The organism is Deltaproteobacteria bacterium (assembly GCA_016874735.1).
Taxonomy (GTDB): domain Bacteria; phylum Bdellovibrionota_B; class Oligoflexia; order Oligoflexales; family CAIYRB01; genus CAIYRB01.
In genome coordinates, this window is record VGTI01000024.1 from 40173 (window position 1) to 53460 (window position 13288).

The 13288-nt window shown below is 51.3% G+C and carries 10 protein-coding genes; 5 read left to right on the forward strand and 5 right to left on the reverse strand.

From position 1 onward, the window contains the following. Positions 1-102: 102 nt before the first annotated feature. Both FJ146_11085 and FJ146_11090 read left to right on the forward strand, forming a co-directional pair. On the forward strand, positions 103-3000 hold the full coding sequence (locus FJ146_11085; GenBank protein ID MBM4252506.1) for a hypothetical protein: 2898 nt from the start codon (positions 103-105) through the stop codon (positions 2998-3000). A 170-nt stretch (positions 3001-3170) separates the two neighbouring features. Further along, positions 3171-6980, forward strand: coding sequence for a tail fiber domain-containing protein (locus FJ146_11090; GenBank protein MBM4252507.1), 3810 nt, complete (start codon positions 3171-3173; stop codon positions 6978-6980). A 5-nt stretch (positions 6981-6985) separates the two neighbouring features. Here the strand turns inward: FJ146_11090 and FJ146_11095 are convergent, their stop codons facing one another. Further along, the gene (locus tag FJ146_11095) at positions 6986-8410 is read right to left on the reverse strand and encodes a hypothetical protein (GenBank protein MBM4252508.1); all 1425 of its coding nucleotides are present in this window, start codon (positions 8408-8410) and stop codon (positions 6986-6988) included. A gap of 207 nt (positions 8411-8617) precedes the next feature. Here FJ146_11095 and FJ146_11100 point away from each other — a divergent pair, with 207 nt between their 5' ends. Continuing rightward, positions 8618-9388 carry a hypothetical protein gene (locus FJ146_11100; protein MBM4252509.1) on the forward strand — a complete coding sequence of 257 codons (771 nt, stop codon included), beginning with the start codon at positions 8618-8620 and terminating at the stop codon, positions 9386-9388. On the opposite strand, the gene FJ146_11105 is transcribed toward FJ146_11100, so the two are convergent. Continuing rightward, positions 9369-10481 (reverse strand): hypothetical protein, encoded by a 1113-nt coding sequence (locus FJ146_11105; GenBank protein ID MBM4252510.1) that lies wholly within the window; start codon positions 10479-10481, stop codon positions 9369-9371. The genes FJ146_11100 and FJ146_11105 overlap by 20 nt on opposite strands. 190 nt (positions 10482-10671) lie before the next feature. Between FJ146_11105 and FJ146_11110 the strand changes: the two genes are divergently transcribed. Then, entirely contained in the window at positions 10672-10902 is a 231-nt protein-coding gene (locus FJ146_11110; protein ID MBM4252511.1) for a hypothetical protein, read from the forward strand. Positions 10903-11136: 234 nt separating this feature from the next. Continuing rightward, positions 11137-12510, forward strand: coding sequence for a serine/threonine-protein phosphatase (locus tag FJ146_11115; GenBank protein ID MBM4252512.1), 1374 nt, complete (start codon positions 11137-11139; stop codon positions 12508-12510). A 20-nt stretch (positions 12511-12530) separates the two neighbouring features. Here FJ146_11115 and FJ146_11120 read toward each other — a convergent pair whose 3' ends face one another. The 3 genes from FJ146_11120 to FJ146_11130 all read right to left on the reverse strand — a co-directional run. After that, entirely contained in the window at positions 12531-12917 is a 387-nt protein-coding gene (locus FJ146_11120; protein MBM4252513.1) for a nucleotidyltransferase, read from the reverse strand. Then, positions 12907-13155: a nucleotidyltransferase domain-containing protein gene (locus FJ146_11125; GenBank protein MBM4252514.1), complete on the reverse strand. Its 249-nt coding sequence runs from the start codon at positions 13153-13155 to the stop codon at positions 12907-12909. Before FJ146_11125 ends, FJ146_11120 begins: the two co-directional genes overlap by 11 nt. Before the next feature lie 45 nt (positions 13156-13200). After that, on the reverse strand, positions 13201-13288 hold an 88-nt coding region (locus tag FJ146_11130; GenBank protein MBM4252515.1), incomplete at its 5' end, for an IS3 family transposase.

Here is a 13288-nt window from a genome sequence, read left to right on the forward strand (position 1 = left end):
CACTCATTTTGACGAATGCTTTATTAAATCCCTAAAGCCCAAAGTGCACTAATCCGATGACCAACCGACGGGCGTTTAGGCCGGACCGGTGAGAGGTGGACTATGGGCAAGTTTGTACTACGGATAAAAAACGGAGCGATCGCCGGAACGATCGTAGGCATAGTCTCAGCGACGTCCTTAGCGACGCAGTCTAAAGCTGGAGCCCGCGACCTATCCTACGGTGGCCGCCTAACTGATAATAACGGCTCAGCGCTCAGTGGACCTGTGGATCTTCGTATCCAGTTTTATACTGCTGCCTCTGGTGGCACAGCATTACTTGGCGCACCCCTTCCGTATGATGCGACACTTCTTGATGACGGGGTCTTTCAAATTAACATCCCAGCAAGCGCTGTAAGCTCCGCGACTTTTATGGACGGCACCAGTGAGACTTGGATCGAGGTCAAAGACGCGACCAACAATGTCACCTATCCCCGGCAGCAGCTGAATGCCGCGCCACTTGCATTGAAGGTGCCAGTTGATACCAATGCCCTATTCTTCGATACAAACGGTAAATTGACTATAAACCCAGCATTCGGAACGAGCAAAATAGCTGGATTCGACGTGACACCTGCCGCGCCAAGCCCAGGCCAGGTGCTTGCGTGGGACGGGGTTAGTTCATCTTGGAAGCCTGCAAACGTCTCAGCTAGTGTGTCGGGGACGATTACCGGAAATCTAGTCGTCCAGGGGAACAACAGTACCGCAAATCGCTTGATCTTGAATGACAAGGGCAGTTCAAACTCCGTAGCGATCAAAGCGCCTGACGATCTAGCCGCAAGTGTGGTCATGACCCTACCAGGGGACTCTGGCGCCTCGGGTCAAGTGATGGCAACTGACGGCGCGGGTAACCTGCATTGGATGTCTGGCGTAGCACCGACGGGAAATGCTGGTGGGGATTTAACAGGAAGTTTCCCGAATCCGATGCTGACAGTGACCGGTGTGGTATCGGGCACCTACGCCAAGGTGAGTGTGGACAATAAAGGTAGAGTATACGGGGGACATAGTCTGGCAGTGCCTGATATCCCGCCCCTTCCTGCGTCTCAGATCGCCGCTGGGACATTCGCTGTCTATAACGGTGGGACCGGTTCTAGTAGCTTCACCAACAACGGTGTCATCCTGGGTAACGGAGCCGGCAATCTCTTCAGCACGGCAGCTGGTCAAGCCTACCAATCGCTGGTAGTGCCGAGTAACGGCGGGACACCACAATTTGGCGCAGTCAACCTGGCGCAAATGAACGCCGTAACGGGTATTCTGCCAAAAAACCACGGGGGAACAGGAATAATTTCCAATGCTATTTATCCAATAACCGGGATGATCACTACCGATGTGAGTGCTGCAACGTTAACTAATAAGACGTTAGCGTCGCCGATTATCACTAGTGCAACCATTAGCGGGGCTACGTTGATTACGGGTGCAACTGCGATCGAAACGAACGGAACTTTAACTTCCGGAAGTATAACGGCTAACGGGAACGTTAGCATTCGCGGTAACGGAACCACAGCTCATAGACTCGTGTTCAATGATAAAGGCACTACCCACCATATATCGCTTAGGGCGCCTGACACGCTAACCTCGTCGGTATCCTATATTTTGCCCTCGTACGACGGAACCCCCGGACAAAATCTTGTGACAGACGGATCCGGAAGTCTGTATTGGGTTAACGGGGCAGCTCCCACTGGACCAGCTGGCGGCGATTTGACGGGTTTCTTTCCGAATCCTTTGCTGACAAGCACAGGCGTTACATCTGGCACCTACACAAAAATTGCCATAGATTTGAAAGGCCGCGCTTTTGCCGGTTTTCCTTTATCTCCATCCGATATACCTCCACTACCCGCGTCCGTGATTAGCCACGGGCAGTTACCAGTCGCCGTGGGTGGTACGGGTACGTCTAGCTTCACAAACAACGGGGTCATTATCGGCAACGGCACGGGAAACCTCTTTTCAACACCATCCGGCACTGCTTATCAGAGCCTTACCGTGCCACCGTGGGGTGGGCCCCCACAATTCGGACCTGTGGTTCTGTCTCAGGCATCCGCGGTATCGGGCGTCCTGCCAACCAGCGCCGGTGGCACGGGACTAGCGTCGGTTGCTATATTCCCAACGAGCGGTACCGTTGTGACCCTTGATGCGCAAGAGACGTTAACAAACAAGACTCTCACATCATCGCTGATTATGGGTGGTACGATCACTCAGACGAAGATCGATGCTCCTGGAATACGTATTTCGAATCTAGATTCCACCATGGCTAGTGCCTTGAGTTACGAGGGGGGAGGTGACGCAAAGAAATGGGCCGTTGGAGTAGGTGGAGCGATGGATAACTTCTCGCAGATCCAGAATAGTTATTTCGTGATGGACAAGGACACAAACAATGTCCGCTTGTTAATCGATTCTAGTGGCAACACTGGCATCGGGACCACCTTTGCTCCGCAAAAACTCACTGTAGCTGGGGGTGCCTATTTATCTGGGAATGTTGGGATTGGGACTACTATGCCCATGGCAACGTTGTCGCTTGGTAACAGCGTAGTGAACAACAAATTGGCAATATATGAAGACAGCACCAACTACTACGGATTCGGCGTACAATCCGGCCGCATGGTAATCAACGCCAACAGCTCGGAGAAAATGACAATCGTCGGTACCAGTGGCAACGTCGGTATCGGCATCAGCAATCCTGTAGCAAGCCTAGACGTCGGAGGAACCATAAAACTAGGGTCGGTTGGGGTACCGTTCAATTCCATGGGTGCATGCACAACAACTAGTGTAGCTTTCTCGCAGTCAGCCACATCGACAAACTGCATGGGCATTCCCGGTGGTGCGGCTGTGTTCTGCTCAGCACCAGCGATTTACCTTGGTGCGGGTAATGGTCTTTATTGCCGCGCGCCTAGCGCAAACACAATAGAGTGCAACACATTCAATGCAGCTGCATCTCAGTCAACGTATAAATGTCTGTGGATCGTGCCGTGAATACAAACATATTGCATTGCTCAAATTTTTTACATAGTCAACTTTAAGACTATATAAGTATAGGTAAACACCTGATCTCCCGGTAATATTTATTATCTCCTAAAGCCCTGTGTGCACATATCCGATGACCTCATGCCAGACACGACGGTCTGGTGGTAAAGGGGTATGCCATGGGCAAATTCACTAAACATATCAGACTTGGATTCTTGGCAATCCTATCTGCCAGCATGGCCTCAACAACGTCCATCGCCGGCGCCCGCGACCTATCCTACGGTGGCCGGCTCACCGACAATAACGGTTCTGCCGTCAGTGGACCGGTGGATCTCCGCGTGCAATTTTTCACCGCTGCGTCCGGTGGCACTGCACTGCTTGGGAGCCCCCTAACCTTCGACGCGACCCTACTCGATGACGGCGTCTTTCAAATCAGCATCCCTGCCAGTGCTGTAAGCTCCGCGACTTTTATGGACGGCACCAGTGAGACTTGGGTGGAGATTAAGGACGCAACTAATAACGTCACTTACCCACGCCAGCAACTAAACGCCGCACCATTAGCATTGAAAGTACCGGTCGACCCAAATGCTCTTTTATTCGATGCGAGTGGTAAATTGACGATCAATCCAGCATTTGGTGTGAACAAGATCGCCGGTAATGAGGTCGCTACGGAATTACCAAGCCCAGGGCAAGTACTCACTTGGGACGGGGTGACCTCGTCGTGGAAGCCGACTCATGTGACTGCAAATATTTCTGGCAACGTCACGGGTAACCTAATTGTCCAAGGTAACAACAGCACGGCCAACAGACTCATCCTCAACGACAAAGGCAGCGTGAATTCCGTGGCGCTGAAAGCGCCTGATAACCTCTCTGGCAGTGTAACGCTGACGCTCCCGCCAAGCGAGGGGCTAGCGGGACAACTAATGACCACTGACGGCTCAGGTCATCTACAATGGATTTCCGGATCGTCACCCACTGGTGTGGCTTCAGGAGATTTAACCGGTAGCTATCCCAATCCTGTGCTCGCGAGTACAGGCATCTCCGCTGGCACCTACAGTAAGTTTGCTGTCGATACCAAGGGACGTGCCACTTTTGGCACAACCCTGTCACCTTCTGACATCCCCATGCTTCCCGCCTCAATTATCGGCTACGGAGTACTCAACGTCATAAATGGAGGCACCGGCTCAACAAACTTCACCAGTAACGGGGTCATTCTAGGGAATGGCCCAGGCAACCTATACTCGACGGCCGCAGGGGCACCGTTTCAGAGCTTAGTGGTACCTGCCTCCGGTGGTGTCCCAAGCTTTGGCGCCGTGAATCTATCGCAGTCCCTTGCTGTTACCGGCGTCCTGCCTGCAGCAGCTGGTGGTACGGGTGTCGCATCCTCAGCCGTATTCCCAACTTCTGGCACTGTAGCTACAAGAGAGAGTGTGGAGACTTTGCTAAATAAAACGCTGTCATCGTCCGTTTTTAGCAGCGGCTCTATTGTTCAAGCAGAAGTCGATGCTCAGGCGTTACGCATTTCGAACCCAAGCTCTACGGTTGCTAGTACTTTGAATTACGAAGGCACAGGTGCTAGAAAATGGGCGGCAGGAGTCGGAGTAAGTGGGGATACAAGTACTGGGCTGGCAAACAATTACTTCATCATGGACAAGGACGCGAATAGTGTGAGGATGAGGATTGATAGCAACGGTAATGTTGGTATTGGCTCAATAGGTACATCAGCACCTACAACCCTCTTAAATGTTATTGGTTCCACTCACATCGACCCCTACGGAACAGGCATCGTCAGCAATGCACAAGGAGCCTGGACACGCTGGGTCGCTGGAGCCGGTAAAGGCTACACCAATTTTGTAAACCACAGAGGGCTCGGCCTGGGTGGCTTCCGTCTTTCAGACACTGCAGATGGCTCAACGATCACTGACCTGCTTACGATTCAAGGAAACGGAAATACGGGAATAGGTACGAGCGTGCCCTCCACCAAACTAGAGGTATCGGGTTCATCTAACGGACAAGTCGTCACGTCTATAAGAAATTTCAGCGCGGGATCGAGCGCCTACTCGGGCGTGGTGATCGGCAACGATACGGCGGCGAACAAGTTGGCATTGTTTACGAACAGTTCAACACGTACCGCGGACGGTGGAGCAGGAAACTCAACCATAAGAACAGATTCAGGGGATCTTCACCTGAGTGCCGGCGGTGGTCAAAAGCTCACCATCAATGCGATAAGCGGCAACGTTGGGATCGGGACGACAAGCCCGGCTAATCTATTGCAGGTCTATAACCCCACGTCAGCTTCGATTGCTGTCACCGGCCAGGGAGGCACTCAGGGGCTTTACATGGGAGCGGGTGCAAACCAACCGTGGATTGGATCTTCGACGAACAGTGATTTAAGACTGATAACGAACTCGACAGAAAAGGTAAGGGTCACATCTGCCGGCAATGTCGGCATCGGCACCACCAGCCCTTGGGGCCGCCTCGTTGTTGCAGCTCCAGACGGGTCTTTAGCTTCTCAAGGTACTGCATCGACCGGATGGTCAGGTATCAATCTTTACAACAACACTGGAGCGCACACTGGTAGTTTTGCCTACGGAAACAGTTCCGCCGCAATCTGGGCTGATCAAGTTGCCATAGCAGCACGTAATAATACCGCTCCAATCGTCTTCAGCACGGGCTCAAGTCCCGTGGAGAGGATGAGACTCACCCAAGGCGGATATCTTGGAATCGGCACCACAGCTCCGGGCACCATGCTCGATGTGAACGGCACCGTCCGCTCAAGATCTGGCGGCTTTCAGTTCCCCGATGGTACGATCCTTACAACCGCTCCCGGCTCAGGTACTGTCACTAATCAGACTAGTACTTCAAATATAAATTTTGCATCTGATACAGCTAACAGCGGTAACGCAGCTTACAATATATCGTTTAGCACAAACGGCACTCAGCGTATGGTTGTCGCCAACTCTGGTGGTGTGGGTATAGGCACCGCGTCCCCGGAATCAGCGCTAGATGTGGTCGGTGGTGTATCGATAGGTGGGTACTCCGGTGTTAGTCCTGCTCCTACAAACGGGCTTATTGTGAGTGGTAATGTGGGGATTGGTACCGCGAACCCCACCAGCAAACTCGAAGTTGCTGGCACCATTAGTTCAACTATCGGAGGTTTTGTATTTCCTGACGGCACAATACAAGCAACATCAGCGACTAGCGGCTCCAACAATTCAATGGTAAGTGGATGGCCCGATGCGATTAAGTGCAGCGTAACGAACCCGGCTCACGGGACCAACATTTTCTACCCAGAATTTGTTCCCTATGTAGGAAACGGCCTCTATTATTACCGCTTGAAAGTGCCAGGTACGTTACCCCTGTCACTAGTTTTCAACACGAACGGTACCTTTAATAGCTACGAAAACATTTCTGCATCTGACTGCAATGTGAGTATCACCAACCTCTACACCAGCGGCAAAGCCTTCAACATGACGAAAGGACCCGCCGCTCAATGGCTGCAGAGCAATAACGCTGCCTACTACAACGCCGGAAACGTCGGCATTGGCACTTCCGTTCCAGCGTATACATTTCACGTAAATGGATCCATAGCCGGTGTTGGCAGCTACAATGCACTCTCAGACATTCGCTACAAAAAGGAGGTCTTATCCCTAGTAGACAGTCTTGACAAGATACTCGCTGTACGTGGCGTCAGTTACAAATGGATCGACGAATCTCAATTTGGTGGCGAAAAACAAATAGGTGTGATTGCCCAGGAACTGGAATCGGTCATCCCCGAAGTGGTAACTACTGGCGATGACGGCGTGAAACGAGTGAAGTACAACGACCTCATCCCGGTTCTAATCGAAGCTTTTAAAACTGAGCGAAGTCAAAAAAACGCAGAATTGATGCGGCTCACAAAAGAAAATAATGAACTAAGGCGAGAAACGCAAGAAATGAGATCTGGACTTTGCGACGCGATGCCGCATTTAGTATTCTGTGACCAGTAACACCCTCACCTGACAGGAAGAATCGACACCGGCTCCGTACTCAGCCTCACATTCTTCTGCGTCATACTACCGAGCGTGATTGTGCCCAGAATATTGGCGCGGTCAGCAAGCCTCACGGCAACAAAACTGATGTCGCCATTTACCGCCACTGACATCGACCGGATGAAGTAATCGTCTGCTGCCAGGACTGTGGTTGCAGTATTGGTCGTTGTATCAAAGTGTTCAATGCCACTCTTAGTGCCATCTAGCGTCGCTCCTAGGATGACAACTCCGTTCGGATACTGCTGTAAATCCTTCTTGACGGGAAAACGTTGGTCCAAAGCATAGTGAAGGATGGGCGATGCAATACTGGGATATTCCATAAGTACAGAATTTCCTGGAAACGTAGGATTACTGGGTACGAAGTAGTTAAGTCCAAATACGCGCTCACCACTGTGAACTATGCGCGTGCAGCTAGATCCAAGCACTCCGGACCCCTCGGGTTCTTTGTAAAGGGTTGTAGGGGTGAACGATCCATCGGCGCCGCGTATGAGCTCGATATAGTGGAAGCTTGAGTCACTCGGATCCAGATCCACATAATAAAAGCTGGATGACTTTGATCCGCTCCCAACAAATGCACACGAAATGCGGTTGATTTGATTACTACCGGGAATCGTATAGGTCTGACCCTCGGATCCAAAAATTTTGGTGATGATATTCGTAGCCGAGCCACCGACGTTAATAGTCGTCATCACATCGTTTTTATCGTTTACAATCGGAAAGGACGCATCACCTTGGCTATCATGTGTAAAAATAACGGTCTCTTTGGGCTGACTAGGATCTCGCAGATCAATTTTTTGTAGACCTCCGTCACCGAGTACCAAAAATAAAGTGTCACCCTGGGGATTAATTTTGATCTGAGAACGATAGTCACCGACGTTGCATATGTTTACGTCATCACATCGGGGATTGGCGGTGATGCAGCTCAGTGTGCCATCGGATTTACGAACACCCACCAATACACACTGTTTGCCGGGAGCGTTACCCGGACCCGATTGATAGAGATCACGATAGCGAAAAAAAGCGAAGGTGCTAGTATCAAAAGCCAAGTCACTCGAAGCGGGATCATTGACGTTTCCAGAAATCTTCTCAGCCAGAAGTGCCTCGGATATTTCGCCATGGCTATTGAGGGAATACACGCGGTTTTTAAGCGCTGGAATCTCGTCAGCTAAAAATCGTTTTTGGTTAATGAAGGTTTCTGGCGTATGATCGACATCAAGCACATTGAGCTGTGCTGCATTGAGCCCAGACGGCGCCAGTAACAAATTTTTTACATCTTGAAGATTTAGCTTTTTAGCCATATCCTCAGACGTCGACTTTTTTGCTGCGCTGCACGCTAGCAACACCATGAGAGGCACGATGCTAGCGATCCTGGCTTGCCGCCTAAACATTGCAAAATCTCCCTCAGTCTGTCACAGGCCTTTAAGAACCCAATAGCTTATTATAGTCTAACTTATGCCACTCGGAAGTTTTTGGCTCTGGACTAAGTCATTAACATCCATAAACCAATTATTCTGTAACAAATGCCTCAAAATCCCGCCTCATCAATACCACTCCACTTGCCGATAAGACTTTTATAACGACTAGAGAGGTTGACAATGCGCAACATTGTAAAAAGAAACTCACAGGCCATTTTACTGTTGGCTTCGTTGTCAGTGACTTGTTTAACCCCATTAAATGCATATGCTGACCCTTTAAGGCAACGCGCCCAAAATCCTCACCCAAGTAGGAATCTCGCCCAGCTCAGCAAATCTGGCGGAGGAGGCTTCATTGAGGATTTGGAGCACGAGTTCGGTCTCAAAAACACTCTCCGCGAGCGCCGCAGCAAGACGCTGGAACTCCTGGGTGGCGCTGATTCTTCAGCGACTCCGTCGGTCTTAGCTGGTGGCACTGGTGTGATCGGTTACTACTATACTCCCGATCTAGTCATTGACGTTGGGCTACGCATGGCTCTAGGGATCAGGCCATTTAATTTCTCAAATCTTTTTGACGGCCAGGCAGCCTATGAGGGCACCGCCGCCATACGCTACTTCATGGGCAGGACGCTGTACGGTGCTTTTGGCGGCGGCATTGGTCTTTACGAGGCCACCCACAAAGAAACTAAATCAAAAGAGTTTACAAGCTGGAAAGAGAGCGCCATGATTTGGCGTCCCTACGTCGGGATCGGCAACCAGTGGCACTGGCGCACCTGGACCATCCAGGTAGAGTGGATCGATATCGGCTATCACGTCGGCCTAAGTCCGGTAAAAAATACATTAACCACTACTGCAGACGGTAGCCGCCCTGAAACGTCGGAAGCCGCATCCATCACCAAGATACCTGGGTCGGTTTACGTCGGTTCTAAATTGCTCATGGGTTTTGCGTTTTGACCGCTGACCGGTAAAACTGCGCTAGTAGTTGCCAATCACCACTTAGATTTGCTGGCGGCTGCACCCACATAAAGTCCGGACGACCGTCACCTAGCCACCGCCCCCCAATAATACGACCAGCGTTGTCTAGCTCCACGGTGTACTGATAGTTTCTCTCGTCATAGCCGCGACCTCCACTGGTATCCTGGGCACTCCAGCTTGGATCGACAGATACGCTATAACGCACTTGCATCGAGATGACCTTCTCCTCCACGGTACCAGGAGCTGCACCTAACCGCGGAGGCGTAGATCTGCCGATGGCAGCTCGGTAGGAATATATAGGTTGATTCCATACTTGGAGGTCACGCGCAAGATCCGTAATGACAGCGACCTTTCTGATACCAACCCGGTTGGTGATCACTAGGTGAAATGCTCCCGCATTTACATCCTCGCAGGCAGGGTTTTGTGATCGGTCGGGATAGCGCGACAGATCGTCGTTGCACCGTTGCCCCAGCACGCGCGGCGCCACGTTAGCCATCAGGGCCTGATTGTAAACAAGTAATGCTTTGATATCGGAGGCCCCAAACGGGATCTCGATTCCTCGCGCGTTCTTGACCACTGTAGGCTGCGGTTCTCTTATGGCCATCGAGAGCGGAGCCAGTCCATGACAGATCCCGCGCCAGAGTGCGGACTCTGGATTAGTCCTGCGCCTTTCAGACCCAACTAAGGGGAAGTCGTAGCGCCCGCGTAAGAGGTCGAATTTCTCGGCTGGTGAAAGCAGCGCTAATTGCTCTTGATTTAACTTGGCGGGATCGTTGTAGGTCTTATAACTAAAAGTATCCTCGCTCGTTTGCCATCTGTCGGCAATACCGCCGTATTGATCCGGCCAATAGGTGTCGGGCCAGGGGATATGTGACGTTTGACCGCTTAGAGGGAGAGCGCTGAGCCTATACTCGTACCCTGGCTCGAAAATCGCCGGGTTATTGGATGGATCCCAGCCAGCGGCAAGATGCGATGGCGATTGCTGGACAGCGCCACAACCGCCCAAAACGACGAGCTTTATCACTAGAAGCGGTACTCTCAATCGGCTGCATATTCCAGTCACCGGTCGCATGCTTGAGGTCTCCCAAATTTAAAAAATAAAAAAAATTTGTTTGCTATAACTACTAAGATCCTATATTAGCCTCTGCGTACGAAGCTGTAGCTACATACGTCGACCATACTGAAACCGCCTGCGCTGAGAATTTTACTCTAAAGTTACCCTGGTTAGACCGTTAGCTTAAACACATCACTGGAGATTCAACATGAAACTACTCGCAAAAATCGCTCTCGCAACAACCCTCGCTTCCATCACCTCAGCTGCATTGGCTGACGTCACCTGCACCGCTGACGCTGGTTCAGAAGGCGGCCCTTACTACACCGTGACAGCACCCACCCGTGAAGAGGCCTATAGTCAAGCATACGACCAAGCCCTCACTTTCGTGAACATTTCTGACCGTAATCCAATGTACATCTCAGTTAGCTGTAACCAGTAATTCTGGTTGCTTAGAGATACTAACGACCCCTTTTGGGGAGCCTTTTGGGGCTCCCTTTTTCTTTTTACCAAACGCTAAAATAAGACCTAACTTCCACTACAGGCTCAGGCCCGCCTAGCATCCCTTCAAGATCTCCTGTAAGTCGCCGATACCCATGATGCGGCAATGACTCCCTATAATTTAGATTTACGGGGTCTAAAGCCGAAACTAAAGACAGGAAGCTAAACACCACCCGTGGATGCACCTAAGCCAAAACGCACTGGACGATACGAAAAGGTTTTTGCCTACGTTAAGGGCAAACTGCAACCAGATCGCCAGGCCTTTGTCCGTGATTGGCTCGTCCGATCTGCGGAGTCGTCGCGCGGTGGACTCGTTTATGTCATTTTTCATTTTGTCTCACTGGTTGTCGATCCTATCATCATGGATCGCGCTAGTAGTTACGAGTCACTTCGTTATTTTCACGTTGCCGGAATCATCAGTTACTTTGCTATTAGGTTTAGGTTTGAGAAATCCATCAATACATCGGTGTGGATTGGCACCTTCTTACAAGTCCTCAACTTAAGTGGTTACACCTACCTACTGCGCAGTTACGCGATCGAGGAAAATGGCATCGGTCTCCTGACCCTCAAGGCTTGGACCGGCGTCGTAGTGGTCGGGATTATTCAAGTCATACTCTGGCCCGGACACGTGATCAGGAATCGGCTGCTCATGGCAGTAGCTTCGGCCATAGTGATTATACTGTCGCTTCAGGGAACCCCCTTTGTCCGCGGCATGCTACCTCTTGGGATTTTCGCTCTCTTTTTTGCTGCCCTGGGCAACATCGATGCCACCGCACGCACCATTAATGAGGCCCTTCGCGAATATGAGTTCGCACAGTTGCGTCGGGCCCATGAAAATGCGCGCTACACCTTTGAGATGGACATGGCTAGGTCGATTCAACACTCGATGGCTCTGCCTAAAGAAGCTCGCATCGGTGATTTTCAAATCTACTGCTACCAATCCATGCACGACGAGGTAGGTGGCGATTGGGCCGGCGCACGAGAGGATCGCGAGGGCAACTTGTATGTCGCTGTCGCCGATGCCGCCGGTAAAGGACTGCAAGCGGCCTTGGTTGTGCATAGTGTGCAGTGCTTATGGGCTGAACATTTAAATGCGCCCGAGTTTGATCCAGTCGCCTGGATCGAGAGTCTCAACCGCACGCTTTACGAGCTAGGCCGCGACGAAATCCATATGGTCACTGTCGGGATCACAAAAATTTCCCGCGAAAGAATCGATTATTGGGGTGCAGGCCATTTGCCGCTCTATGTCGCAGTGGACAGTGCAGATGAACAGACACAGTCTAAATTGGTGACGTTGGCATCGACAGCAAATCCAGTAGGAATTTTGCCTACGATCGAGGTCGGCTGCACATCGTACGAGCCGCAACCCGGAGAGACCTTCGAAATCATAAACCATACAGACGGCGTGATTGTCGAAGGTAAGCGACGCTCGAAACGCGCCATCATGAAACTATACGCAGATCTGAGAACTCGCGGCGAAGACATACTGGACACACTACCAGCGAGCGATGATCGGACCATCATGTGGATCCGGCAAGATGTGGCTTAGTGGTGTGGAAGCTGGTAGCGCTAGGCATCAAAGGTCTTATCGACCAGGCCTAAATATTGGGATCTAATGCGATCGACTAAGACGCGCGCAGCCGCCTCGTCATAAACATGTGCCGCGTTGTTACGATCCTGGATCATGCCCAGCCATGCGGCCTCGTTGTCGATGTACCCGAGCTGAAACGCCTTCGTCAAAACATCTTTGGGTCCGGTAGTGTCGACGCCATCTGCCAACAAGACCTTTTTAATGACCTTCCAGCTAAGCTCGTACACCATCTCAAAATCTCTGATGATCCCGGACAGATCGCGTGGCTCCGCCACAGGAGTTGCCAGCGATCGCCGCAAATTAGCAATGGCTTTTCTGAGATTAACGAAACTCGACGAGCCCTCGAGTTTAATTTTATTTTTCATATACTATAAGTCCCGTCTTCAAGATCGCATCACGGAGCGAGGGAGAGGTATCAGCGTCAAGCTTGATAAGATCCAGTCCGCACAAGGTTGGAACTGCCTCTTGCAACTCCTGCGCAAACTGCGCCCACTCAAGATGGTCCATCTTGTCCGCCTGGACCGCAATATCGAAATCAGACCGTGGCCTGTGACTCCTCGTTGCGCGCGATCCAAAGAGGATAACCCGAGTGATTGCGGTCATCCGCGCAGCGGCAGCTGACGTTCCCCAGATTTTGTCGACACTGAGTTAAGCGCCTATGGTTTGACGTTCATACTCGTCAGGGCTTAAATTGCCAAGCGACGAGTGCAAGCGTTCACGATTGTACCAGCCCTCG

What these genes read in the sequence shown, in the direction of transcription:
- FJ146_11085 (MBM4252506.1), top strand. Translation starts at nt 103, where the DNA reads ATGGGCAAGTTTGTACTACGGATAAAAAACGGAGCGATCGCCGGAACG.
- FJ146_11090 (MBM4252507.1), top strand. Translation starts at nt 3,171, where the DNA reads ATGGGCAAATTCACTAAACATATCAGACTTGGATTCTTGGCAATCCTA.
- FJ146_11095 (MBM4252508.1), bottom strand. Translation starts at nt 8,410, where the DNA reads ATGTTTAGGCGGCAAGCCAGGATCGCTAGCATCGTGCCTCTCATGGTG.
- FJ146_11100 (MBM4252509.1), top strand. Translation starts at nt 8,618, where the DNA reads ATGCGCAACATTGTAAAAAGAAACTCACAGGCCATTTTACTGTTGGCT.
- FJ146_11105 (MBM4252510.1), bottom strand. Translation starts at nt 10,481, where the DNA reads ATGCGACCGGTGACTGGAATATGCAGCCGATTGAGAGTACCGCTTCTA.
- FJ146_11110 (MBM4252511.1), top strand. Translation starts at nt 10,672, where the DNA reads ATGAAACTACTCGCAAAAATCGCTCTCGCAACAACCCTCGCTTCCATC.
- FJ146_11120 (MBM4252513.1), bottom strand. Translation starts at nt 12,917, where the DNA reads ATGAAAAATAAAATTAAACTCGAGGGCTCGTCGAGTTTCGTTAATCTC.
- FJ146_11125 (MBM4252514.1), bottom strand. Translation starts at nt 13,155, where the DNA reads ATGACCGCAATCACTCGGGTTATCCTCTTTGGATCGCGCGCAACGAGG.